Genomic DNA, 23,063 nt, shown 5'->3' with positions numbered 1-23,063 from the left:
TTTTAGCGCCCCAGATAAACATCAATGACAGCTTGATCGGCGGTCACATGATCCAGCGATCCTTCGGCGAGGACCGCGCCTTCGTGCAGAACCGTCACCTTGCAGTTGAGGCGCCGCACAAAGTCCATATCGTGCTCCACGACGACAACCGCACGCGTCTTGGCCGCTGCGACCAGGATAGCCGTGGTCTGTTCACGTTCTTCCGGGCTCATACCTGCCGCCGGTTCATCCACCAGCAGCAACCGTGGTTCCTGCGCCAGCAACATGCCGATCTCCAACCACTGTTTCTGCCCATGGCTCAGCTCCCCGGCGGAACGGTGCAAGGCATCGGCCAGACCAACCTCCGCAGCCAGTTCCTGAACGCGGCCAAGATGCGGCGAGCTGGGGCGATAACGTAACACGGCAAACGGGCCGCGGTCCGCCTTCAATGCCAGCAGCAGGTTTTCCTGCACTGTCTGTTCCTCGAAGACCGTCGGTTTCTGGAACTTGCGGCCAATGCCGTCCCGCGCAATGCGCGCTTCGGAACCGGCAAACACCGATCTTCGACGACCATCCCAGATGATGCTGCCGCTATCGGGCGCAGTTTTTCCGGTGACAATATCCATGAAGGTGGTCTTGCCCGCACCGTTTGGTCCGATAATCGCGCGCAGCTCCGCCGGACCAATCCTGAACGACAGGTTGTTGATCGCGCGAAACCCGTCAAAGCTGACCGAAATACCTGAAACTTCCAGAAGCGGATTCATCGCTGGACCTCCTGCTCACCGGGTTCAGTTTCAATCGTTCTGCGTTGCTGGATCAGGTCAAGCAATCCACCGATCCCCTTGGGCGCAAACAGCGTCACCAGAACGAACCCGAGCCCCAGAACAACCTGCCACCAGTCGACCCAGCGAATAGTGAAAATCCCGAGGTCAACATCCGGGGCCTGACCGCCAGTAAACCAGCTGGACAGCAGCGAGACGAGTGCGGCACCAATCACCGCGCCGTAAAGTCGGCCACGTCCACCGATGGCGACCCAAACCGCGAGGTAGATAGACGCGATTGGCGCCATCTCAGCAGGGTTGATGATGCCGGCCTGCGGGTAATAAAGCGCACCTGCAATGCCCGCGACACAGGCGGTTCCGGTGAATACCACCAGCTTGTAGCCCTCAACGGAATAGCCCAGAAACCGGACCCGGGTCTCATTGTCGCGGATCGCCCGCAGCACGGATCCAAACTTTCCGCCAACCACCCAGGTAGCCGTCACATAGCCCAGCCCTAATGCGAGGGCCGAGCCCCAGAAAAACCAGATCGAAACCAGCGACTGCGGCACATCAGTCAGACCGGGCAGGTTTTGCAGCCCGCTCAGCCCGTTGTTGCCACGCAATCCGCTGTCGTTCTGGAACAGATATAGCGCCAGCGCCAATGTCATCGCCTGCGTCAGGATCGACAGGTAGACACCCGTGACCCGGCTGCGAAAGGCCAGCCAGCCAAAGACCAGCGCCAGCAGCCCGGGAACCGCCACGACAAGTAAGAGCTGCACTGCCAGACTGTCGGCAAAGGCCCAGACCAGCGGAAAGCTGTCCCCCCCGACGACACCAAAGATCTGATGTGCGATCGCATCATGTATCTCGCCCTGGGTTGGCGGTAGCACCGCATCCGACAGGGAGCCGAGCACCGCATCCCGCGTACGCTCATACATCAGCCACATGCCAATCATGTAGCCGCCCAGCCCGAAAAACGCGAAATGCCCCAGGCTGAGGATCCCGACATAGCCCCAGATCAGATCCATCGCGATCGCTACCAGACATAGGCAGAGAGTCTTGCCCAGTGTCTTGATCATGGAAGTGGAAACAAACCCGGCCCCCAACCCTTCGGACAGCAGGGTAATTCCCAGCGTGAACAGCGCCAGAACGGCAATGAAAACCAGCACCGATGGATTGCGGGCAATAAACGAACGCTGCATGGATCAGTCCCCCGCCGCGCGGCCACGCAGGGCAACAATTCCGCGCGGTCTGAATTGGATGAAGATGATGATCAGCACAATCATATAGGTCTGTGCCGCCAGCGTGTTGGACGGGTTCAGCCATTCGATGCCCTTCTGGGAGAAACCGATCATCGCCGCCCCGGCCAGGGTGCCCCAGATACTGCCGACGCCGCCGACTACAACGGTCATGAAGCTCTGGACGATGTAGTCGTTGCCCAGCTCGGAGGTCACCTTCGCAAAGAGCCCGATTGCAACGCCCGCGATGCCCGCGATGCCGGACCCCAGGCCAAAGGTCAGCATATTCACCCGGTCCGGATTAATCCCCATGGATGCCGCCATGCCTCGGTTTTGGGTGACGGCACGGGTTTCCAGCCCCAGGCGTGTGCGCCGGATAATGAACAGCAACAGCCCAAGAAAACCCAACGCCAGCACGAAGATCGCGATACGGATATAACTGATGGACACGACGTCGTTGATGATCCACGCGCCGTCCAGCCATCCCGGTGCGGTCAGCGGGCGCGCCTGCGTCCCGAATATGTTCTTGGCCAGCTGCTGCAATGCGATGGAAATACCAAATGTCGCAAGAAGCGTCTCTAACGGCCGATTGTAGAGCCAGCGGATCACCAGACGCTCCATCGCAATCCCCGCTCCGAAGGTCACCGCAAAGGCCGCTGGAATCGCCACCAGAATGGACAGCGTATGGTCGGAGATGAACAGCTGCACCACATAGCCGGTATAAGCCCCCATCATGATGAATTCGCCGTGGGCCATGTTGATGACCCCCATAACGCCAAAGGTGATCGCAAGACCGATGGCCGCCAGAAAATAGATCGACGCCAGAGACATGGCATCCAGAGTGAGATCCGCCGCCTGATTGAAACCGACCTGCCTGTTGATGCGCGCCAGTGCCGTCTCTGCGGCATCCGTCACCGCCAAGGAGGACTCCTCATAGATGTCAAAGTACCGGTAGCCTGCGACTGCTTCAGCCATCTCTTCCCGGGTTGGGGCCGGGCGGGCCAGACCGGCAGCCACCAGACCGTCATAGGCCTGTTGCCGCATTGCAGGGTCAGACAATTGCGCCAATGGAATACCGGCCACACGACCATCGGCGATATTGGCCTCCAACGCTGATCTGATCTCGTCGGCCCCCAGCGCCGCAGGTGCCAGATCGCGGGCAACCAGTGCGGCATAGGCATCCTCCGCGCCGATCCCGCGCCCGATACGCCGCTCGGCCGCGACATTTGCACCCGTCGGCGCACCCGAGGAATGGATTTGCAACTCCGTCTGCAACAGCGGGTTCAATGTCGCGCGGACATCAACCCCCAGATCGGCGGACATCTCCTCAATTGCGCCAACACGTGCCTTTGGATCGGTATCAAAGCGAATGGTCAACAGGCGCTCCGCACGCCGCTTCAAGGCCAGCAGATCCTCATCGGTCTCACTGGCAATTGAGGCCCGCAACGGCATGAGCGCCGCGGCTGACGGGTCCCGCCCGATGGAGGTAACTGCCGCCTGTCGTATCGACAGATCCGGGTCTTCCAGTTGGAACCGAACCAGCGCCGTTCCGATCATCGCCCGCACGCCGGAGTTGGGCTTGATCAGCTTGAGATCGCCCTTATCCGCCACCCCGACCATTGCGCCACTGTCGAGGTCAATCAGATCATAGCGCCCATCAGCGTTTTTCTCGGCCCTGAAGAACACGTGGTCGGATGTCCGCAGGACCAGTTTCTTGTCCTGCCAGAGCTGCAAGACAGCCTGAACCTGCGCGAGGCCACTTTCGGCGATGGCATCAATCGCGGGTTCGATCGTCTGCCGCGAACTGGCGACAATCAAGGCGGACTGCGACTGAAGGAGGTCCTGAACCCCTGTATTCGATGGTGCAGATGCAACAGGCGAAGGCGAGGCCAGTTGAGGCGCTGTCTGCGCCGTGGCAGCCAAGCAGCCCCAAAGCACAAACAGACCAGCGGCAAAAAACCGTGTCATGATAGGCGTCATTTCCGTTCGAGGAGGGAAGAGAGGGTTGGAAGGGAGGAAATCCCCCCTTCCGTTACGATCCTGCCAGGTCAGTAGTTGGACAGGGTCTGCACGCAGCTCTTGGTCTCGGTGTTGTACATACCGCAGCCGAGGTTTTTCCAATCCGAAGTCAGAACAGCCGACTCGGGAAGGAAATCTGTCCAGGCATCGCCGGGCACTTCCTCAGTCTGGCTGATGATATCAAACTGCCCGTTGTCCAGAATCTCACCGATCAGTACCGGTTTGGCCAGATGGTGGTTAGGCAGCATGACCGCCGTGCCACCGGTCAGGTTCGGAAACTCCTGCCCGTACATCGCCGCGCGGACAGCATCGACATCTGTGGTGCCGGCCTCTGTCACCGCATTCACCCACATGTTGAAACCGATGTAATGGGCTTCCATCGGATCGTTGGTTACCCGGTCCTCGCCCATCCGCTCCTTCCACTTCGCGACAAAGGCGCTGTTGGCGTCATCCTCGGCGGATTGAAAGTAGTTCCAGGCCGCCAGATGCCCGACCAGATTGGAAGTATCCAGACCCGAGAGTTCCTCCTCCCCGACAGAAAACGCCACAACCGGGATATCGTCAGCACTGATACCGGCTGCCGCCAACTCTTTGTAAAACCCGATATTCGCATCGCCGTTGATGGTGGAGATCACCCCCACCTTCTTGCCATCTGCGCCCAGCGCCACGACATCGGCAACGATCTTGGACCAGTCCGAATGACCAAACGGAGTGTAGTTCACAAAGATATCACTCTCGGCGATTCCCTTCTGCTTCAGATAGCTGGCGAGGATATTGTTCGTGGTGCGCGGATATACATAATCGGTGCCCAGCAGCGCGAATTTCTCCACACCCAGCTCGTCCAGAAAGTAATCCGTTGCCGGAATTGCCTGCTGGTTCGGCGCAGCACCGGTGTAGAACACGTTGCGCGAGCTTTCTTCGCCCTCATATTGCACCGGATAGAACAACAGGCCGTTCAGCTCTTCGATCACCGGTAGCACCGATTTGCGGCTCACCGAGGTCCAATTGCCAAAGATCACATCGACCTCATGCACACTCAGCAATTCGCGGGCTTTCTCGGCGAACAGGGGCCAGTTGGACGCAGGATCCACCACAACCGGTTCCAGTTCACAACCGAGGACGCCGCCTTTGGCGTTCTGATCCTCAAGGAGCATCAGCATGGTATCTTTGAGCGTTGTTTCGGAAATCGCCATCGTCCCAGACAGCGAATGCAGGACACCCACCTTTATTGGGCAATCAGCCGCCGCAACCGCAGTTCCCATGGTCGCCAAACCCAGCGCAGTGCAGGTGGCTGTCGTCGCCAGAACAGATTTATAGGTGATCATTCAGTCTCTCCTCGCCCGGACAGAGGTGTATCCCTTGCGCCGGGGCGCCGGATTTCCTACCTGTGGCGGGCAGCTTCGTGTTGCATCCGTGTGGCGGCTGGCGAGATCGCAAATTCCTCCGGTCGTCACACATCCACGATGTTTGAGCCTCGCTCTCGTGGATAGACTGAGCATTCTGCATCGCAGCAAGTTTCGCAAACGACGCGCGAAAAACGCCCGCCGACAACCGCGCAACAGCCTGTTTTTTGATCACCAAACCCACAATTGGCCTCTATTTTGCGCAGGGCTTGCCGCGGAACACCCAACTGTTCGCTTTGAACTGGCGGCAGATCCGCACTGTGATGAAATCGACAGCATGACGCCTAGACCTTCATCCCAGCGCCAATTGATGCCTTGGCAAACCGCCTGTTCCGGTGATTCCAGGGCGTCGCGCCTTCCTACGGCCGAAACGCAACCATGGCCGAGCCAGCCGACCCCGCCGCGCGCCATCGGCACGGTCTCGGTATCCTCCAAGCGGCGCGGCAACACATCGGTCCTCGCCGGACTCCGTCAGGCGGGCTCTCTGAAGCTGCTGTTCCCGCGCACCCATGACGCGGATCTTCAGGGAGTTCTGGTCAATACAGCGGGCGGTGTGACTGGCGGAGATCAATTTGAACTCAGCGCCACCGCGCGCGTCGGAACCTCTCTTACGCTCACCACCCAGGCGGCGGAGCGGGCCTATCGGGCGCAACCCGGAGAGACGGGCACAATTCGCAACTCGCTCAGTGTCGAGCCTCGCGCCAGCCTTGCCTGGCTGCCCCAGGAAACCATCCTGTTTCAAGGATGCAACCTGGACCGGACGCTGACGGTCGATCTGCACGAAGACGCCCGGCTGCTGCTATGCGAGACGCTGATCTTCGGGCGGGCGGCAATGGGCGAGACCCTTACCAAGGCGAGCCTGCGTGATTGCATCGACATCCGCCGCGCAGGCGCACCGCTGTTTCTGGATAACGTAAGCCTCGATGGTGACATCGCGGCCCATCTGGCAAGGCCCGCAACCGCAAACGGCGCCGGAGCCATCGCAACGCTCATTTATGTTGCACCGGACGCTGCCGGGCGGCTTGGCCCGTTGCGCGCGCAGCTTGGCCCGACCGCCGGGGCCAGCCTGATCGGCTCAGACCTGCTGGTCATGCGTGCCCTCGCAGCGGACAGCTATGTCCTGCGCCAGCTCCTGCTGCCGATCCTCCGTGATCTGCGCGGCGCCCCTCTGCCCCGACCTTGGATGATCTGACATGAACCTGACCCCGCGTGAAAAAGACAAACTGCTGATTTCCATGGCCGCAGAGGTTGCCCGACGACGCCTCTCTCGCGGCGTCAAGCTGAACCATCCCGAAGCAATTGCCCTGATCACCGACGCCGTTGTCGAAGGTGCACGAGACGGCCGATCAGTCGCCGACATGATGGAAGCCGGCGCGCAGGTCATCACCCGCGACGACTGCATGGAAGGCGTGCCCGAGATGATCCACGACATTCAGGTCGAGGCAACATTCCGCGATGGCACAAAGCTCGTCACCGTTCACAACCCCATTCGCTGATTCACATTCAGGAGACCCAGACCCATGACATTGCGACCCACGCTCCTCTCATTGTTGCTGCTGGCTGGCGGCCCCGCGCTCGCCCATGGCGGCGCGCATGTTCACCCGCACGGTGCGGACACCTGGCTTCTCGTGGCTCTGGTCGCGACTGTCGTTATCGGCTGCGCCAGCCTTCTGTGGCGGCGCAAATGATCCCGGGAGAACTGATCCCCGCCGCGGGCAGTCTGGACCTCAACCCGGATCGTCCGGTCACCGTCCTGATGGTCTCTAACACCGGTGACCGCCCGGTACAGATCGGCTCGCACTACCATTTTGCCGAGGCGAACCCAGCTCTCGACTTTGACCGGGAGGCCGCTCGGGGCCTGCGTCTTGATATCGCTGCCGGCACAGCCGTGCGCTTTGAACCGGGCCAGCGCCGCGAGGTACAGCTGATCCCGATATCCGGCGCGCGACGGATCTTCGGCTTCAACGCCGCCATCATGGGGGATCTCTGATGCCATCCCAGATTTCACGCGCCGATTACGCGGCCATGTTCGGCCCCACGGTGGGAGACCGTCTGCGTCTGGCGGACACCGATCTGACTATCGAGGTGGAGCGCGATTTGATCACCGAAGCCAGCGGTGTCGGCAACGTGCTCAGCTACGGCGAAGAGGTGAAATTCGGCGGGGGCAAGGTCATCCGCGACGGCATGGGCCAGTCTCAGGCGAGCCGCCCCGAGGGGGCAGTCGACACGGTCATCACCAATGCGCTGATCGTGGACCATAGCGGCATCTACAAGGCGGATGTGGGTCTGAAAGACGGGCGCATCGCCGCCATCGGCAAGGCAGGCAACCCGGACACTCAACCCGGTGTCACGATTGTCATCGGGCCGGGAACCGAGATCATCGCGGGCGAGGGGCGCATCCTGACCGCTGGCGGTTTTGACAGCCACATCCATTTCATCTGCCCGCAGCAGATCGAGGAGGCGCTGCACTCCGGGCTGACGACCATGCTCGGCGGCGGCACCGGCCCCGCACATGGAACCCTCGCCACCACCTGTACGCCGGGGCCATGGCACATCGGGCGCATGTTGCAGGCCGCCGACGCCTTTCCGATGAACATGGCCTTTGCGGGCAAAGGCAACGCCTCACAGCCCCGCGCGCTTGAGGAACAGATCATCGCCGGGGCCTGCGCGATGAAGCTGCACGAGGACTGGGGCACCACCCCCGCCGCCATTGACTGCTGCCTGTCAGTAGCGGACGCGATGGACGTGCAGGTGATGATCCACACCGACACACTGAATGAATCAGGCTTTGTTGAACACACGGTCGCAGCGCTGAAGGGGCGCACCATCCATGCCTTCCACACCGAAGGCGCGGGTGGCGGCCATGCCCCGGACATCATCAAGATCTGCGGCGAAGCGCATGTCCTGCCCTCCTCTACCAATCCGACCCGCCCCTTTACCGTCAACACCATCGAAGAGCATCTCGATATGCTGATGGTCTGTCATCACCTCGACAAGTCCATCCCCGAGGACGTCGCCTTTGCTGAAAGCCGCATCCGTCGCGAAACCATTGCGGCAGAGGATATTCTCCATGACATGGGCGCCTTCTCGATCATCGCTTCGGACAGTCAGGCGATGGGGCGGGTGGGCGAGGTTCTGATCCGCACCTGGCAGACTGCCGACAAGATGAAAAAGCAACGCGGACGCCTGCCCGAGGAGACAGGAGAAAACGATAATTTCCGCGTCCGCCGCTATATTTCCAAATACACAATCAACCCGGCCATCGCCCATGGAATCGCCCATGAAATCGGCAGTATCGAGGTCGGCAAACGCGCCGATCTGGTGTTGTGGAATCCTGCCTTCTTTGGGGTAAAGCCTGAAATGGTTCTGCTCGGCGGGTCCATTGCAATGGCGCAGATGGGCGACCCCAATGCGTCTATCCCCACACCACAGCCGGTCTATTCCCGGCAGATGTTCGCAGCCTTTGGCCGATCGGTGGAAAACTCCTCCGTCACCTTTGTCTCCGAAGCGGCGCAGGCAGGCGGGATTGCCCAGCACCTTGGTCTCGCCAAACAGACCTGCGCGGTCAGAAACACCCGCGACATTGGCAAATCGGACCTGAAACTCAACACCGCCCTGCCCAAGATCGAGGTCCATCCCGAAACCTATGAGGTCCGTGCAGATGGCGAGCTTCTGACCTGCGCCCCGGCCGATGATCTGCCCATGGCCCAGCGCTATTTTCTTTTCTGACGGAGCCTTCCCATGTCATTCCCCCTCAGCCAACACAAGGTCCACGCGCATGATGCCAACGACCGGATCACCCTCAGCTACGAGGATCGTTTCCTGCGGCGCAGGGTGCTGACCTCTGATAGTGGCCTGCGGTTTCTGGTCGATTTCCCCTCCACGCTGTCGCTCGACATGGGCGATGCTTTTGTCTTGGACGATGGCCGCAAAATCGGCGTGCACCCGGCAAACGAACCGCTGCTGGAGGTCACCGGCGATCACCTGCTGCGCCTAGCCTGGCATATCGGCAACCGCCATATGCCCTGCCAGATCGACGCGGATCGTCTGCTGATCCAGCGCGACCATGTGATCAGCGACATGCTGCAAAAACTCGGCGCGACATTGCGCGATGTGATCGAACCCTTCACCCCCGAGGGCGGCGCCTATGGTCATGGCCGCACCCACAGCCATTCCCATGGCGACGCTCAGGGGCAGCCCCATGCCCACTGAGGCACAGTTGCTGACCCTGATGCAGTGGTTTTCTCCCGGCTACCCGGTGGGGGCGTTCAGCTATTCCCACGGATTGGAATGGGCGATGACCTCCGCCGCGGTCAGCTCGGCTGCCGACGTGCAGGACTGGATCGCAACGGTTCTGCGCGACGGCGGCGGCTGGTCGGATGCGCTGTTCCTCGCTGCGGCCTATCACGCCCCGGACGCCGATACCGTGCAGCGGATCGACACCCAATGCCGCGCCTATGCACCATCCCTGGAACGCCTCCGCGAAACCGATCTTCAGGGCGCAGCCTTTTGCCAGATCACCCGCAGCATCTGGCCCGGAACCGACCGAGACATTGCCGCGAGGCTCACCTATCCCGTAGCTGTCGGCTTTGCGGCAAATTGCTGTTCGATGCCCTTGCAGGCCACAACGGCGCTTTACCTGCACGCATTCACCGCGAACCTCGTCGCGGCGGCTCAGCGCCTTGCCCCCATCGGGCAAAGCGACGCACAGGCAATCCTCCACGCCCTTGCGCCGCTCTGCCAGCAGATCGCAGAGCAAACCGGGGATGGTGACCTCCAGCGCCTGTCCTCCACCTGCTTTCTTGCGGACATTGCCGCGATGAAACACGAAACACAGCATTCAAGGATCTTTCGCACATGAGCACATTGAACGGCCCCCTGCGCATTGGAATTGGCGGCCCGGTTGGCGCGGGCAAAACCACCCTGACCGCAGCCCTGAGCGAGGTGTTTCGCGACAGCCACTCCATTGCGGTGATAACCAATGACATCTACACGCAGGAGGACGCCGAGGCCCTGATGCGGTTGCAGATCCTGCCGCAGGACCGGATCCTGGGTGTTGAAACCGGCGGCTGCCCTCATACAGCCATCCGCGAGGATGCGTCGATCAACCTCGGCGCGGTCGCGGAGATGCGGGAGCGCCACCCGGATCTCGAGATTGTCCTGATTGAGAGCGGCGGAGACAACCTCTCTGCCACCTTCAGCCCCGAGCTCGCAGATCTGACCATCTATGTGATCGACGTCGCCGCAGGCGAGGAAATCCCCCGCAAAGGCGGACCGGCGATCACCCGCTCGGATCTGTTGATCATCAACAAGACCGACCTTGCCCCGCACGTCGGTGCGGATCTATCGGTGATGGAGCGCGATGCAAAACGAATGCGCGGGGATCGCCCATTTTTGTTTGCCAATCTGAAGGCCCGCGACGGTGTCGGAGTGATCCGCGAGATGATCCAAACCCTTGGCGGACTCGGCTAGCCGTCTCGCGATTTACAAATCTCAACTCACCTTATTAGGGTGTCAAACTATATTGAAGCCATGGGCTGGGCACCTGGTGGGCGGCCGGTCTTTGGGCGGCCCCAGCAGGCTGATCAGAGACGGAGAGCGGCAGCAAACTCTGCCGGTGTGATGGTGACAACAACGCGCAGATGATTCCCGTCATGGGCGAATTTGATTCGCCAAATCACTGAACATGTTACAGAAAACCAAAATGCGTCACTTCAGTTGAGAACTGCGGCAGAGGCCTGTAGCGACGAATAGGCCCTCCGCGTTTTTCCCTCTTCACGCTGTAGATAATTCTGATCGAATAGATGCCGGTAACCCCCTGAACATAAGCGCGTTATTCGAACCAAGCGCAAACTGGCCTTATCCAGTCCAAGGATTTGGCCATATAGCCGCGCGCGTGAATATCCCTATGCGTGTCCAAGCACGGCACAACCGTAGCGAAACTAGATTACAGGCTGCTTCCGTCAGAAAGGTCGCAATACATGCTGAACGAAGAACAAACCGCAATTCTGGAAACCTCTGTCATCGCCTATGATGCGATCTTTTCGGACCTGGGACCGGAGGCACGGGAGTCGTTCCGCGACACCGTTCAGACCTTCTTGGAAACCGGGCTGGGCATTCCCGAAGTCAAAGCCATCAGCAAGGCGACCAACTACTCGAACTGGAACTACAATCTGGTCAAAAGCCTGAAAGGGAAGATCGCCGGTAAGGATTTGGTGAACGACGATGAGGACAACAATCTTGAAGCCCAATGGGCTGAGTTCATCGCAAAAGATCTGAAAATTGTCGGCAAGATCGTCGCCGCCATCGAACAACAATATGCTGCTGGCGAACTGGCGAATACCAACGAACAGTTCATCAATTCGATCAAGGGTAATGTCACCGACGACATATCAAAGCTTCAGGTCGACCTGGACGTGCTCCGGGCGCAGCACGACCGCCTAAGTGATCCGAACCATGCGGATTTCGACGCCGAAGCGGCCGACAAGGTCAGCAAAGAGATCTACCGGACCAGCACCGTTCTTGATGCAGCCGAAAAACTGCAAACCGACCTTGCTGCATTTGAGAAGGGCGGCGATATCGCCGACCACAGCGAAAGCCACGCGAACTATCTGCAAGCGCGCATTGATGCCCTCGAAATCGCCCGGCAAGATAAGCTGGAAGAATACAAGAAATACGCGGCGGAGACCTACACCGGCAGCGATGTGCTTGCCGCAGATGCAAAGGCCGAGCTGGAAGCCATTTCCAGTGAATCCCTTGAGCTGATCAGCCTCCGAGAGAAGACAGAAGGCTTCCAGGAATACAGCAGCACCGTCCGCACCGCCTCGCTGAAGGCCGGAGTCAATCTACTGAGCAGCAGTCAGGCGATCTCCGCTTTCGCCGTCAAACCCGACAACACGCCCGAAGGCCATGCTGCTAACGCAGGCTTCCTGGGTGAAGCCGTGTTCAGCGCTGGCGGCGACATCCTGGATGCTGCCGGCCATCTGAAATTTGCTAAGGGCGCAAAGGGCTTTGCGGCACTGTCACTGGTTGGCGGCGCAGCAGCCAGCTTTGTGCCCACAGCTAAGCTTCTTGCCGACCCGAACCTGCCGGATGAAACCCGCAAAGTCGTACAGGCAGAGGTCGGCCTGCAGGGAACCGCGCTCGCCTTTGCGGCCGTCGAGAACGTGCTCGGCATCGCAGAGCTTGCGGTCAAGGCAGGCAGCAAGGCCGCTAACGTGCTTGGCAAGGCGGTACCGGTTATCGGCGCCATCGGGTCTGTAGTAGGTGCGATCAACCCGGCAAAATGGGCGGAATTTGACCAGAAACAGGATCGGATCGACGCGATTCAGAAGGCCGACACCTACAGCTCCGGCCTGCTGAGCGACCTTCTCCAGGAATCCAAAGACGCAGAAGCCGCATTCTATGGCGTGACCACCGGGCTCGACGTCATCACCGGCGTCACATCGGGCGTACTTGCGGCAACCGGCGTGGGCGCCCCGATCGCCGCTGCGGTGGGTCTGATTGGTGGTGCGATTTCGGCAATTGTTGGTGCCTTTGAACAGGTTGCGCTTGAAGGAATTGCCGACAAATATGCCGCCAAGATCCGAACTGACGAGAACGGCAATCCGCAGACTGTCGAAGAGTTCTTCGACGGCAGCTTTGATCAGAAACAGGAAAAAACCAAGGCCCACTACACCGAGTTCTTCGGCGAGTTGATCGCGGACGACGATGTCGACCAGGTGATTGCGCTTGGCGGCCAGGGTCTGGATGTAACCGATATCGAATTGTCGGCCATCAGCAAAACCAGTGGCGAGTTGAACAAGACCGCCAAGAACTACGTCGAAACCTTCACGACCAATGGCTGGCAGACCGGCAACCGCAGCCTCACCCCGACCGAGGGCAGCGATATCAATGTTATCAACCTGCCGAATGCCAATGGCGCCAAATCCTACCTGACCTTCACAACACCGCTGTTCTCCGCCGGCACCGAGGAAACCAGCCGCGAAGAGACCGGCAAGAACGAGTATCAGACAACGCTCAAGATTACCGACCTGTCCGGCTGGGATATCCGCGACTACGGCGACAACCAGACAACCTTCAACATGTCAAAAGTGGTGTCGAGCGCCGAAGACCGCATGGGCAACAAGATGGAGGTCGGGATCGAAATCAACGCGGGTGGTGGTGATGACACGCTGTTCGCCTATGAAAGCCAGGTCACCTTCGACGGTGGCACCGGGCAGGATACCGCCTCCTACGCGCGGCTGTCAGGTGGCGAGCTTTCGAGAGGGCTTTCCATTGGCGCATCCGGCGACAGCACCTATGTCTCGAAGAACCTCACGGCAGGTTCGAAATACTATCAGGAATCCATCGACTCGCAGACTGCCAACCACGGCAAACGCACCGAGGTTGTACAATTCCGCAAAGTCGAGCTTAGCGAGCGCAGTGGCATCCACTCAGTCTCCGACACCCTCAGCAATATCGAAATCCTGCATGGCTCCTCGCTGGGCGACTTCATGTTTCTCGACACCTCCACACAGCTTGAACAGGTCTTTGGCTTCGGCGGCGATGACCGCATTGATGTCGGCGCCTCAATTCAGGTTGTTGGTGGCGGCGAGGGCGACGATCTGATCAACCTCAAACACGCACTTCTGGAAAGCTACTGGAACGGCCAGAAAGACGAGCTCTATATTGATGGCGGCGAAGACGATGGAGATACCATCGGGCTCAGCAGCCAGACATTGCAGCGCTTTGTCGATGAGCTTGAGGTCGACCAGATCCGCGAACAGACCGCGACCGAAATGGCAGAAGCCCTGATTCCTCTGGTGACCGAAAACCGGGATGAGGAGGTTACAAAAACCGCGGCGTCGCTCACGAATATCCTGAGAAGCACGGATGATACTGCACTGAAAAGGCTCAATGTCTGGAACACAGAAGCCGCGCATATCGTTTTGGACACCGAGGGCGCTGAGGGCGATACCATCGTCCATTCCCTGTCCGAATACCGGGCTGCGATCAATAACGGCATCACCAATGTCAACGCAGATGGCACCACATCCGAGCTGGATATCAGCGTCGATGTCGCCTGGGATTCCGGGTCGGTTGCGCTCCTCGGGACCGAACACAACGATACGCTTGAGGGATCATCGAAGGACGACTACCTGTATGGTGACGCGGGCGATGATCACTTTACCTATGACGACTTCATTACCGGCAACGATATTATCGTCGGCGGAGAAGGGCGGGACATCTACAACGTCAATTATTTCCCGGCCAACTTCGGGGGCGGCAGCCGGGGCCATCATCTGATCACCGGGCCAGAGGCCGAAGATATCGCCGGCGACCTCCTCAACATCCACGTTCGCGACGACCGTGAGATCTGGTTCAATTCCTATGGCGACGATTTGGTCATCTCGCTTAGTGAAGACTTCTCCTTTACGGTCGAGGACTACTTCCTCGCACCGCAGGGATTGAGGACCAGCAGCCAGGCATTGAGCACCAACACAGATAGCTGGACCACTCTGGATGGATTGGCAAAAGCTGATCTGAACGCAATCCTTCAACAAGCGGGCGGTGCAGACTCGTTCGGGGTCAACGTCGTCTACTCGAACGGCGCAAACGTCGAGTTCCGCCATGGTGCGCTGGGGAGCTTTGACAGCACGTCAGCTGCGTCACCGAGCAGCTATTTCACCACGCTGCGGGCCAATTACCACGCCTTCCGCAACTCGGACGACGTCTGGAAGACGCCTCAAAACGGAGATGAAACCAGCAGTTTCGGCGATGAGCTGGGTAAACTAACGGACGCAGAGAGCGGCGGTGCACTGCTCAGCTACGACGGCCTGTTCGACCTGAACAAACTCCTGAATATTCGCGATGTCGATCGAAACTCTCTGACCGGCATCAACGGGACTGAGGGCGATGATATCATCATTGGCTCATCAGGTAAGGACAATATCGACGGCAAGGGCGGCGATGACATCATTGATGGCGGCTTGTCGGATGACACAATCGACGGCGGCGCCGGCTTTGATCTCTACAGCCGCGAAGGCTATGGAATCGGTATCAAATTTGAGCTGGGTATCGGCCAGCACGCAGAGCACGTACGTTACAATGACGCCCACACCGGAGAAGAGGTGCTTCTGACGACTGCCGGCGTCTACAGCAATTTCGAAGGTGTGATTGCAACCTCTCTGGATGACAAGCTAATCGGCAACAACGATGCCAATTACCTGGAAGGTGGCGCCGGGGCAGACACGATTTCCGGCAAGGCGGGCAATGACGTCATCGTCGGCGGCGCCGGATTGGATGTATTGGACGGCGGCGCCGGCTTTGATGTCGCGAGCTACAAAGGGGAAGCATCTGCTATCCAGTTCGACCTCGCCTCGACCCAACCTGGGCATCAACAGTTTGCGCAATACTGGAATGGCAGCCAATGGCTTGCAGGCGACACGGTCAGCAACTTCGAAGGTGTTGTCGGAACCAGCCAGTCGGATATTCTGAAAGGCAATGCCGGTGGCAACTATTTTGACGGCGGCGCCGGGGCCGACCTGATCGACGGCAGGGAAGGCGACGACACCATTATCGGCGGCGAAGGCACCGATACAATGAATGGTGGCGAAGGCTTCGATGTTCTGAGCTATGAGGGCCATTCGACTGCCGTTCGTATCAACCTGGCCCAACAAACCTCCGAGCTGATCCCGTCGCCAACCAACTATATCGCCGGCGATCAGATTTCCGGGTTCGAAGGCGTCATCGGTTCCGACTTCGATGATGATCTGATCGGCACCGCAGGGCGAAACCTGCTGGAGGGGGGCGCTGGCAATGATCGGCTTGCTGGGGGCGAAGGCTTCGATACCTTTGTGTTCCGCGCAGGTCACGGCACGGACCGGATCACCGATTTCACCGTTGGTGAGGACAAGCTGATGTTTGACTTTGGCGGCTCCGTGGCTGATTTTGACATCTCGGTCGTCGCAAGTGCAAATGGTCAGGAGACCCACACCCGTATCCAGACATCGGATGGCGACCTTATCGACCTTCATGGCGTGGAAATCGACGAGCTGGGGGCAAACTCCTTTGTCTTTGTCTAACGCCGTGACCACAGCTGACCGGAAGCAGGAAAGAACGACCATGGATTCTCAACAGAACTTCCAGACTTATGGCAAGATCGCCTGGCTGTGGTCCAATTCCGTCCTGCACCGGGACTGGAGGGTCAGCCAGCAGGCAGGGTTTATCCTGCCTGCGATCGCCAGCCAGCAATATTTCATAGTCGAAAGAGACGGTTTCCCGGTTGCGTATTGCAGCTGGGCGCTGCTCGACGAAGAGACGGAGGCGGCGTATATCCTCGATCCAAACCACCTCGACCCGGATCGCTGGAACAGCGGTGACCGGCTCTGGTTCATCGACTGGATTTCTCCGTTCTCGCCGAAATACTCCTGGGCGCTGCGCAGCGCCCTGGTGAAGCGCTACCCGGACAAAGTGGCACGGGCGCTGCGGGTCAAGAAAGACAATCAAACCGCACGCATCGCCTCCTTCACAGGTCATGGCCTGGAAAAGCAGGAAAGCCGCGCCATCAAACGAAAATACTACGAAGACATGGTCGAAGGTCTGGCCAGCAATCCCAAGCTCGGTCAGGACTTCTTCCTCTCCGGTCTCAGCACCGAGGATTGATCACCCGTCGATAGCTGTCCCCCGCCGCCCCGATATCAAATCCCGGCCGCTCCCGGCCGGGGCGTCGGGGTGGCAACACCTGGGGTCCACAGGATCTTCGCCTGTCACCGCCTCAGCAGCGGCGCAACCTGTCCTGCGATCAGATCCGACCCCCGCAGCGACGGGTGAATCCGGTCAGGCGCAAAAAGCGACAGGTCGTCGGGGCGAAACACCGCATCCATATCGAGGAGCGTCACGCCCGCATCCGCTGCCGCCATACGCGCCAGCCGTTCCTCCAGAATTTGGTAGGGCGCAACACAGACCGTACCCGCGTATCGCGGAGAGGTGTAATAATCGAGCCAGATGATCCGCGATCCGCGACGGCGCAGATCCGAGACCAGTTCCGGGATGGCACCCTGCGTTCCGCTCGCGGAAATCAGCCGGTCAAGTTCGACATCGCAAACCTTGCAGCCACAATCGCGGCTGCGAAGGTCATTGGCACCGCCATTCAGCACGACCCACTCCGCTGACACTGGTTTCAGCTGCGTGGGTATGTGCAACGCCCCGCGCCCGCCGGTCACCCGCGCAAGCGACAGCGAGACATCGCCAACCGGTTCGCCAAGCCGACTTTCCAGCCGATCCGCAACGGATCCACTGTCATTTCGGTTCCAGGCCATGACGGAGTCGCCCGCCACAACAATGCGCGCATTCTCAGGAACCCCGCGCCCGCAGGCCCCCAGAAAAACCAGGCCGATTATCAACCAGTACTTCATCTGCCTGAGCTAACTCGCATCGCGCAGAGGTCAATCCGACAGCGCCCTGTCAACGGGATCGACATCGCGTCAGAACAAGGCACGGCGCCCCCGCACCTGCCGAATGTCATGATTGAGACAGGCAGCCGTGCAATTTTGGTGACCCCGGCAGGATTCGAACCTGCAACCTGCCCCTTAGGAGGGGGCTGCTCTATCCAGTTGAGCCACGGGGCCTGATCAGGGCCAGCCTGTTTACGCGATAGCAAACCCACCATGGCAAGACAATCCTGTGGAATTGGATTTTGCAACGGCTGCGCCCCATTGTGCAGCGCGCTCTGTCTGCGCTAACGTAACAACAACAACAATGTGAGGCCATCGACGTGACAACGGACAACAAGCGCCCGCTCACCCTTCGTGACGTATCCGAAGCCACCGGGGTTTCAGAAATGACCGTCAGTCGCGTGTTGCGGAACCGGGGCGATGTGTCGGAAAAAACCCGACAAAAAGTTCTGAGCGCCGCAAAGGAACTTGGCTACGTCCCGAACAAGATCGCCGGTGCGCTTGCCTCGAACCGGGTCAACCTGGTGGCCGTGATCATCCCGTCGCTGTCCAATATGGTCTTCCCGGAGGTGCTGACCGGCATCAACTCAGTGCTGGAAAACACGGATCTACAGCCTGTGGTCGGCGTGACCGATTACCAGCCGGAGAAAGAGGAGAAAGTCCTCTATGAGATGCTGTCCTGGCGACCTTCTGGCGTCATCATTGCCGGGTTGGAGCACACGGAGGCGGCGCGCGCCATGCTCAATGCCTCTGGTATTCCGGTGGTGGAAATCATGGATACCGATGGCAAGCCGGTGGATGCGATGGTGGGGATTTCCCATCGCCGCGCTGGACGTGAGATGGCCAAGGCCATACTGAAAGCCGGCTATCGCCACATCGGTTTCATGGGCACCAAGATGCCGCTGGACCATCGCGCCCGCAAACGGTTTGAAGGCTTCACCGAGGCGCTTGCAAAAGAAGGGGTCGAGATCGAAGACCGCGCCTTCTACTCCGGCGGTTCCGCCCTCGCAAAGGGCCGCGAGATGACGCAGGAGATGCTGGAACGCTCGCCTGAGTTGGATTTCCTTTATTATTCCAACGACATGATTGGCGCGGGTGGCATGCTCTACCTGATGGATCAGAAGATCGACATCCCCGGTCAGATCGGTCTTGCCGGGTTCAACGGAGTGGAGCTGTTGCAGGGGCTGCCACGGCAGCTGGCCACGATGGACGCCTGCCGTCTGGAAATCGGACGCAAGGCGGCAGAGATCATCGCCGCGCAGCTGGATAACCCGGATCAGGAGATCGAAAAACACGTGACCCTGACCCCTACCATCACCTTCGGCGATACGCTCAAGCGGCGCTGATGGCGGTTGCGCGGCTGGACAATCGGGCCGCGCGGCGCCTGTTCATGGATCGGCACGCCCTGCTGGAGCAACCCAGCGGGCCTGCCAAGGGTGATGCGCTGCTGGAACTGATCACCCGGCTTGGCTTTGTTCAGCTGGACAGCATCAACACGGTGGCCCGCGCCCATGACATGATCCTGTTCTCCCGCAGGCCCAGCTATCGCCCTGCGGCGCTGAAACGGCTCTATGAACAGGAACGCCGCCTGTTCGAGCATTGGACCCATGACGCTGCCGTTCTGCCTATAGAGTTCTACCAGCATTGGCACTTGCGATTTCGGCGCGACGCAGAGGTTCTGCGCAAGAGATACCGCAACTGGCGCCGTGACGGCTATGAGGCGAAGTTCCAGCATGTTCTGGACCACATTCGCGACCACGGCGCAGTCAGTTCCTCCGACGTGGGCAAGGATGAAGCCAAGGGATCCGGCGGCTGGTGGGACTGGCATCCATCAAAAACCGCGCTGGAATACCTCTGGCGCTCCGGCGCGCTGGCCGTGGTCGGACGCAGTGGCTTTCAGAAACGCTACGACCTGAGCGAACGGGTTATCGACACCCGTCACCTCCCCGCCCAAGGGTCGCCCGACCCGGAGAAAACGCTGGACTGGCTGTGCAATGCGGCGCTGGACCGGCTCGGCTTTGCCACCTCGGGTGAACTGGCTGCCTTCTGGGCGACGGCCTCACCGGCGGAATGCGCCGCATGGTGCAAACAGGCGCTGGCGGACGGGCAGATCGAACCTCTGGATATCACGCTTTCGGACGGGCGCAGCCGCCGTGTCTTTGCCCGCCCCGGCGCCGTCGGGCAGGCCCCCGCCCTGCCGCAACCACCGGGCCGAATGCGCCTCCTCAGCCCGTTTGATCCTGCCCTGCGCGACCGCAAACGCGCGGAAGGGCTGTTTGGGTTTCACTACCGGATCGAGGTGTTCACCCCCGCCGAGAAACGGCGCTACGGCTACTACGTCTTTCCGCTGATGGAGGGGGACCGTCTGGTCGGCCGCATCGACATGAAAGCACACCGGCAGGCGGGTGATCTGGCGGGCTGTCTACATATCACCGCGCTCTGGCCCGAACGGGGCATCAAATGGTCTCCGGCACGGCAGAATCGGTTGGAGGCCGAACTGGAACGAATTCGCCGGTTCACAGAGATGGAGCGGGTGACATTTGCGGATGGCTGGCAACGCGATCCGCTATGAGTTCGACTCTAACACCGGGCAAAACGCGCCCTAGGCGAGGTCGGGGCGCAGCAACGGCTCAATCACCGCACGGTAATCTGCGGGCGCGGGCCTGGCGCTGAAGTCGCTCGGCTCGATAAAGACGCAGACGAATTTGCCCTCAAAACACAAAACACCGTCCTGCCGCGCTTCCACCCGGAAGGTCACGGATTTCTGCCCCAGCGCAACCGGCCAGACAGCACAGGCCAACCTGTGGCGCGGCGTAACGGGAGAGCGGAAATCAATGCTCATATGCACAAAGGGCGTGCCAGTACCGCGATCCAGTTCCATCTGATACCAGCCGTCACCATCCAGCTGCTGCTCCCACCAGGCATCAATCGCCTGCAACGCAAACCCCGGCAGATGACCGGTATAGGCAATGCGCGCCGGGTCACAATCACCCCAGCCGACGCGGATTTCATGCACAAAGTCAGGGGTCTGGCTGTCGGTCATTCTGGGCCTCGGCTCTGGGGTGTCACGGTGTTCACAATGGGAACGGCCACCCGCCGGGACGGATGGCCACCTTGCAGGATCATCAACTTTCAGCGCATCAACATCAATGGCAACAGCGTGATGATTGGAAAGGCCACCAATATCACAACCCGGATCAGGTCAGAGGCGACAAAGAACATCACCGCCTTATAGGTGTCGACCATCCGGGTGGTGCGATCCATCGCGTTGATGACGAACAGGTTCATGCCCACCGGCGGGGTGATCAGGCCAACCTCGACCACGATCAGAACCAGAATGCCAAACCAGATGGCGACGTATTCTGTCTCCAGCCGGTTCGCCATGCCCTTGGTCACACGAATGCCCAGCTCCTTCATCTGGTCCCGGGTCAGTTCGGTGCCAGTGGCAATCGCCTCCTGGATCGAGGCGAGCATTTCAGCCCCCATCCCCTGTGGCGCGCCAGCCCTCAGCACCTCCATCGCCGCATCAGCCTGCATCGCGGGCAGATTCACCAGACCAAAATCCATCGCGGAAATAACCGGGTAAAAGATCGGGATAGTCAGAAGGATCATCGACAGGCTGTCCATCAGGCAACCAAAGACCAGATAGAAGGCGAGGATCAGCATCAGCACCACCCAGGGGCTGAGACCCTGGGAGACCACGAAATCAGCCAGCTCCTGTGGGACTTTGGTCAGGGCGAGAAACCCGTTGTAGAACCCCGCACCCAGCACGATGAAAAAGATCATCGCGGTCGAGCGCGCCGTCACCATGAAACTATCGGTCAGGGTCTCACGGTTGAGCCCACCGTTCAGCCAGGCAATCAGCCCGGTCCCCAAGGCACCAACCGCAGCGCCTTCGGTCGGGGTGAACCAGCCCAGATAAATCCCGCCCACGACCAGTCCAAAAACCAGAAGAACCGGCCAGACGTGGAACAGCGCCGCAAACCGCTCGCCCCAGGGAACCGGGGGGCGCGTCCCCGCGCTGCCGGGGAAAACCCGGACATAGACAGAAATCGCAATCACATAACCAATGGCGGCCAGAATACCGGGGATAAAGGCGGCAAGAAACAGCTTTGCGATGTTCTGCTCTGTCAGGATGGCATAGATCACCAGCACCACAGAGGGCGGGATCAGAATGCCAAGCGTACCGCCTGCCGCCAGCGTCGCCGTGGAGAAGCCCCCAGCATAGCCATAGTTGCGCAGCTCAGGCAGCGCGACACGTCCCATGGTTGCCGCCGTGGCCAGCGAGGAGCCACAGATCGCGCCAAAGCCCGCACAGGCCCCGATCGCTGCCATGGCAACCCCGCCCTTCCTATGCCCCAGGAAGCCTTCAGCCGCCTTGAACAAAGCCGTGGACATGCCACCCAGCGTCGCAAAATGGCCCATCAAGAGGAACATCGGCACGATGGTCAGCGAATATGAGGAGAAGGTGGAATAGGTCTCGCTCTTCATCCGGCCAAAGGCCACCTGAGTGCCATCTGTCACGATGATCAGCCCGACCAGCCCAACCAGAAACATCGAAAGGCCAATCGGAACCCGCAGGAAAATCAGCATCATCAGGACGGGAAATGAGGCAATCCCGATTTCAAGCGCAGTCACTGTTCGCCCTCCACGCCGTCCCAGACAAGGATGCGGCCAGTCATGAATTCAATCGTACGGACGGCGGCCATATAGAGGCCCACCAAGGCGGCCACGCTGGCCGCGACCAGACTGGCGGCATAGGCCCACCAGACCGGAAACTCGAGCAGAAAGGAGGTCTCGCCGTTCTCGAACTTGCTCAGCATCCCCGCGCCAAGCCGCACCGCAATCAGCACCAGCACAGCCGCAAAGACGATCTCAGTCGCCATCCGCAGGAACCGTTTGGCCCCCCGCGGGAAACTGTTGGTGACAATATCCACCGACGCATGGCCCGCCGTGATCTGGCACAGTGGCAAAAAGGCAAAGATCGCAAAGGCGACGCCTGCCTCGACAATTTCGAAATCCCCATTGATCGGCCCGACACCGATGGCGATCAGCCACTCGGCGAGATCCGGCGCGATGCTCTGCATCAGGGCGCCATGCAGCCCCCCGTTCAGCAACCGCCCGGCAATCGACAGACAGGTCAGCAGGATCAGAAGCGATAAGACAATACCGCCCGCCATGGCCATTGTTCTGGCCAGTCCCATCATCAGCTTGTGCATGGAAAGC

20 protein-coding genes and 1 tRNA gene are annotated in these 23,063 nt (G+C 59.9%); 12 read left to right on the top strand and 9 right to left on the bottom strand.

The features are described 5' to 3' along the window. Window positions 1-2 precede the first annotated feature (2 nt). The 4 genes from urtD to urtA form a co-directional block, all read right to left on the bottom strand. Entirely contained in the window at window positions 3-743 is a 741-nt protein-coding gene (urtD, locus tag VXL81_RS05810; protein WP_340546967.1) for an urea ABC transporter ATP-binding protein UrtD, read from the bottom strand. Continuing rightward, complete coding sequence (urtC, locus tag VXL81_RS05805) at window positions 740-1,942, bottom strand: urea ABC transporter permease subunit UrtC (protein ID WP_416553281.1); 1,203 nt, start codon at window positions 1,940-1,942, stop codon at window positions 740-742. The genes urtD and urtC overlap by 4 nt, the downstream gene beginning before the upstream one ends. Before the next feature lie 3 nt (window positions 1,943-1,945). Then, window positions 1,946-3,946, bottom strand: a complete 2,001-nt coding sequence (gene urtB / locus VXL81_RS05800; RefSeq protein ID WP_416553279.1) for an urea ABC transporter permease subunit UrtB — start codon at window positions 3,944-3,946, stop codon at window positions 1,946-1,948. Between the two features lie 80 nt (window positions 3,947-4,026). After that, window positions 4,027-5,322 (bottom strand): urea ABC transporter substrate-binding protein, encoded by a 1,296-nt coding sequence (urtA, locus tag VXL81_RS05795; protein ID WP_416553277.1) that lies wholly within the window; start codon window positions 5,320-5,322, stop codon window positions 4,027-4,029. 388 nt (window positions 5,323-5,710) lie between these two features. On the opposite strand from urtA, the gene VXL81_RS05790 reads away from it, so the two are divergent. From VXL81_RS05790 to VXL81_RS05745, 10 genes are all read left to right on the top strand, one after another. Further along, window positions 5,711-6,592, top strand: a complete 882-nt coding sequence (locus tag VXL81_RS05790) for an urease accessory protein UreD (RefSeq protein ID WP_340546971.1) — start codon at window positions 5,711-5,713, stop codon at window positions 6,590-6,592. A 1-nt stretch (window position 6,593) separates the two neighbouring features. Beyond that, window positions 6,594-6,896: an urease subunit gamma gene (locus tag VXL81_RS05785; protein ID WP_260089774.1), complete on the top strand. Its 303-nt coding sequence runs from the start codon at window positions 6,594-6,596 to the stop codon at window positions 6,894-6,896. Between the two features lie 24 nt (window positions 6,897-6,920). Beyond that, window positions 6,921-7,088: a peptidase M23 gene (locus VXL81_RS05780; protein ID WP_416534441.1), complete on the top strand. Its 168-nt coding sequence runs from the start codon at window positions 6,921-6,923 to the stop codon at window positions 7,086-7,088. Continuing rightward, window positions 7,085-7,390, top strand: a complete 306-nt coding sequence (locus tag VXL81_RS05775) for an urease subunit beta (protein WP_260089776.1) — start codon at window positions 7,085-7,087, stop codon at window positions 7,388-7,390. Before VXL81_RS05780 ends, VXL81_RS05775 begins: the two co-directional genes overlap by 4 nt. Beyond that, window positions 7,390-9,129, top strand: coding sequence for an urease subunit alpha (ureC, locus tag VXL81_RS05770; protein WP_416553275.1), 1,740 nt, complete (start codon window positions 7,390-7,392; stop codon window positions 9,127-9,129). Before VXL81_RS05775 ends, ureC begins: the two co-directional genes overlap by 1 nt. 12 nt (window positions 9,130-9,141) lie before the next feature. Continuing rightward, entirely contained in the window at window positions 9,142-9,612 is a 471-nt protein-coding gene (locus VXL81_RS05765; RefSeq protein WP_416553273.1) for an urease accessory protein UreE, read from the top strand. Further along, complete coding sequence (locus VXL81_RS05760; RefSeq protein ID WP_416553271.1) at window positions 9,602-10,261, top strand: urease accessory protein UreF; 660 nt, start codon at window positions 9,602-9,604, stop codon at window positions 10,259-10,261. Before VXL81_RS05765 ends, VXL81_RS05760 begins: the two co-directional genes overlap by 11 nt. Then, window positions 10,258-10,872, top strand: a complete 615-nt coding sequence (gene ureG, locus VXL81_RS05755; protein ID WP_340546976.1) for an urease accessory protein UreG — start codon at window positions 10,258-10,260, stop codon at window positions 10,870-10,872. The genes VXL81_RS05760 and ureG overlap by 4 nt, the downstream gene beginning before the upstream one ends. A gap of 509 nt (window positions 10,873-11,381) precedes the next feature. Then, on the top strand, window positions 11,382-16,466 hold the full coding sequence (locus VXL81_RS05750; protein WP_416553269.1) for a hypothetical protein: 5,085 nt from the start codon (window positions 11,382-11,384) through the stop codon (window positions 16,464-16,466). Window positions 16,467-16,506: 40 nt separating this feature from the next. After that, entirely contained in the window at window positions 16,507-17,046 is a 540-nt protein-coding gene (locus tag VXL81_RS05745; protein ID WP_416553267.1) for a toxin-activating lysine-acyltransferase, read from the top strand. A gap of 104 nt (window positions 17,047-17,150) precedes the next feature. On the opposite strand, the gene VXL81_RS05740 is transcribed toward VXL81_RS05745, so the two are convergent. Together VXL81_RS05740 and VXL81_RS05735 are read right to left on the bottom strand one after the other, a co-directional pair. After that, entirely contained in the window at window positions 17,151-17,702 is a 552-nt protein-coding gene (locus tag VXL81_RS05740; protein WP_416548992.1) for an SGNH/GDSL hydrolase family protein, read from the bottom strand. A 232-nt stretch (window positions 17,703-17,934) separates the two neighbouring features. Next, window positions 17,935-18,011, bottom strand: a tRNA-Arg gene (locus tag VXL81_RS05735). Window positions 18,012-18,157: 146 nt separating this feature from the next. Between VXL81_RS05735 and VXL81_RS05730 the strand changes: the two genes are divergently transcribed. Together VXL81_RS05730 and VXL81_RS05725 are read left to right on the top strand one after the other, a co-directional pair. Further along, window positions 18,158-19,183 (top strand): LacI family DNA-binding transcriptional regulator, encoded by a 1,026-nt coding sequence (locus VXL81_RS05730; protein ID WP_340546980.1) that lies wholly within the window; start codon window positions 18,158-18,160, stop codon window positions 19,181-19,183. Further along, a complete protein-coding gene (locus VXL81_RS05725; RefSeq protein ID WP_416553265.1) occupies window positions 19,183-20,409 on the top strand; it encodes a winged helix-turn-helix domain-containing protein in 1,227 nt (408 codons plus the stop codon). Before VXL81_RS05730 ends, VXL81_RS05725 begins: the two co-directional genes overlap by 1 nt. Before the next feature lie 30 nt (window positions 20,410-20,439). On the opposite strand, the gene VXL81_RS05720 is transcribed toward VXL81_RS05725, so the two are convergent. The 3 genes from VXL81_RS05720 to VXL81_RS05710 form a co-directional block, all read right to left on the bottom strand. Continuing rightward, complete coding sequence (locus tag VXL81_RS05720) at window positions 20,440-20,880, bottom strand: acyl-CoA thioesterase (RefSeq protein WP_340546982.1); 441 nt, start codon at window positions 20,878-20,880, stop codon at window positions 20,440-20,442. 89 nt (window positions 20,881-20,969) lie between these two features. Further along, window positions 20,970-22,475, bottom strand: coding sequence for a TRAP transporter large permease (locus VXL81_RS05715; RefSeq protein WP_416553263.1), 1,506 nt, complete (start codon window positions 22,473-22,475; stop codon window positions 20,970-20,972). Next, window positions 22,472-23,056, bottom strand: coding sequence for a TRAP transporter small permease (locus VXL81_RS05710; RefSeq protein WP_340546984.1), 585 nt, complete (start codon window positions 23,054-23,056; stop codon window positions 22,472-22,474). Before VXL81_RS05710 ends, VXL81_RS05715 begins: the two co-directional genes overlap by 4 nt. Window positions 23,057-23,063 lie beyond the last annotated feature (7 nt).

Source organism: Phaeobacter sp. JH204B, from assembly GCF_048055755.1.
Lineage (GTDB): Bacteria > Pseudomonadota > Alphaproteobacteria > Rhodobacterales > Rhodobacteraceae > Phaeobacter > Phaeobacter bryozoorum.
This window is presented reverse-complemented; position numbering and strand designations above follow the sequence as displayed.

What these genes read in the sequence shown, in the direction of transcription:
- urtD (WP_340546967.1), bottom strand. Translation starts at nt 743, where the DNA reads ATGAATCCGCTTCTGGAAGTTTCAGGTATTTCGGTCAGCTTTGACGGG.
- urtC (WP_416553281.1), bottom strand. Translation starts at nt 1,942, where the DNA reads ATGCAGCGTTCGTTTATTGCCCGCAATCCATCGGTGCTGGTTTTCATT.
- urtB (WP_416553279.1), bottom strand. Translation starts at nt 3,946, where the DNA reads ATGACACGGTTTTTTGCCGCTGGTCTGTTTGTGCTTTGGGGCTGCTTG.
- urtA (WP_416553277.1), bottom strand. Translation starts at nt 5,322, where the DNA reads ATGATCACCTATAAATCTGTTCTGGCGACGACAGCCACCTGCACTGCG.
- VXL81_RS05790 (WP_340546971.1), top strand. Translation starts at nt 5,711, where the DNA reads ATGCCTTGGCAAACCGCCTGTTCCGGTGATTCCAGGGCGTCGCGCCTT.
- VXL81_RS05785 (WP_260089774.1), top strand. Translation starts at nt 6,594, where the DNA reads ATGAACCTGACCCCGCGTGAAAAAGACAAACTGCTGATTTCCATGGCC.
- VXL81_RS05780 (WP_416534441.1), top strand. Translation starts at nt 6,921, where the DNA reads ATGACATTGCGACCCACGCTCCTCTCATTGTTGCTGCTGGCTGGCGGC.
- VXL81_RS05775 (WP_260089776.1), top strand. Translation starts at nt 7,085, where the DNA reads ATGATCCCGGGAGAACTGATCCCCGCCGCGGGCAGTCTGGACCTCAAC.
- ureC (WP_416553275.1), top strand. Translation starts at nt 7,390, where the DNA reads ATGCCATCCCAGATTTCACGCGCCGATTACGCGGCCATGTTCGGCCCC.
- VXL81_RS05765 (WP_416553273.1), top strand. Translation starts at nt 9,142, where the DNA reads ATGTCATTCCCCCTCAGCCAACACAAGGTCCACGCGCATGATGCCAAC.
- VXL81_RS05760 (WP_416553271.1), top strand. Translation starts at nt 9,602, where the DNA reads ATGCCCACTGAGGCACAGTTGCTGACCCTGATGCAGTGGTTTTCTCCC.
- ureG (WP_340546976.1), top strand. Translation starts at nt 10,258, where the DNA reads ATGAGCACATTGAACGGCCCCCTGCGCATTGGAATTGGCGGCCCGGTT.
- VXL81_RS05750 (WP_416553269.1), top strand. Translation starts at nt 11,382, where the DNA reads ATGCTGAACGAAGAACAAACCGCAATTCTGGAAACCTCTGTCATCGCC.
- VXL81_RS05745 (WP_416553267.1), top strand. Translation starts at nt 16,507, where the DNA reads ATGGATTCTCAACAGAACTTCCAGACTTATGGCAAGATCGCCTGGCTG.
- VXL81_RS05740 (WP_416548992.1), bottom strand. Translation starts at nt 17,702, where the DNA reads ATGGCCTGGAACCGAAATGACAGTGGATCCGTTGCGGATCGGCTGGAA.
- VXL81_RS05725 (WP_416553265.1), top strand. Translation starts at nt 19,183, where the DNA reads ATGGCGGTTGCGCGGCTGGACAATCGGGCCGCGCGGCGCCTGTTCATG.
- VXL81_RS05720 (WP_340546982.1), bottom strand. Translation starts at nt 20,880, where the DNA reads ATGACCGACAGCCAGACCCCTGACTTTGTGCATGAAATCCGCGTCGGC.
- VXL81_RS05710 (WP_340546984.1), bottom strand. Translation starts at nt 23,056, where the DNA reads ATGCACAAGCTGATGATGGGACTGGCCAGAACAATGGCCATGGCGGGC.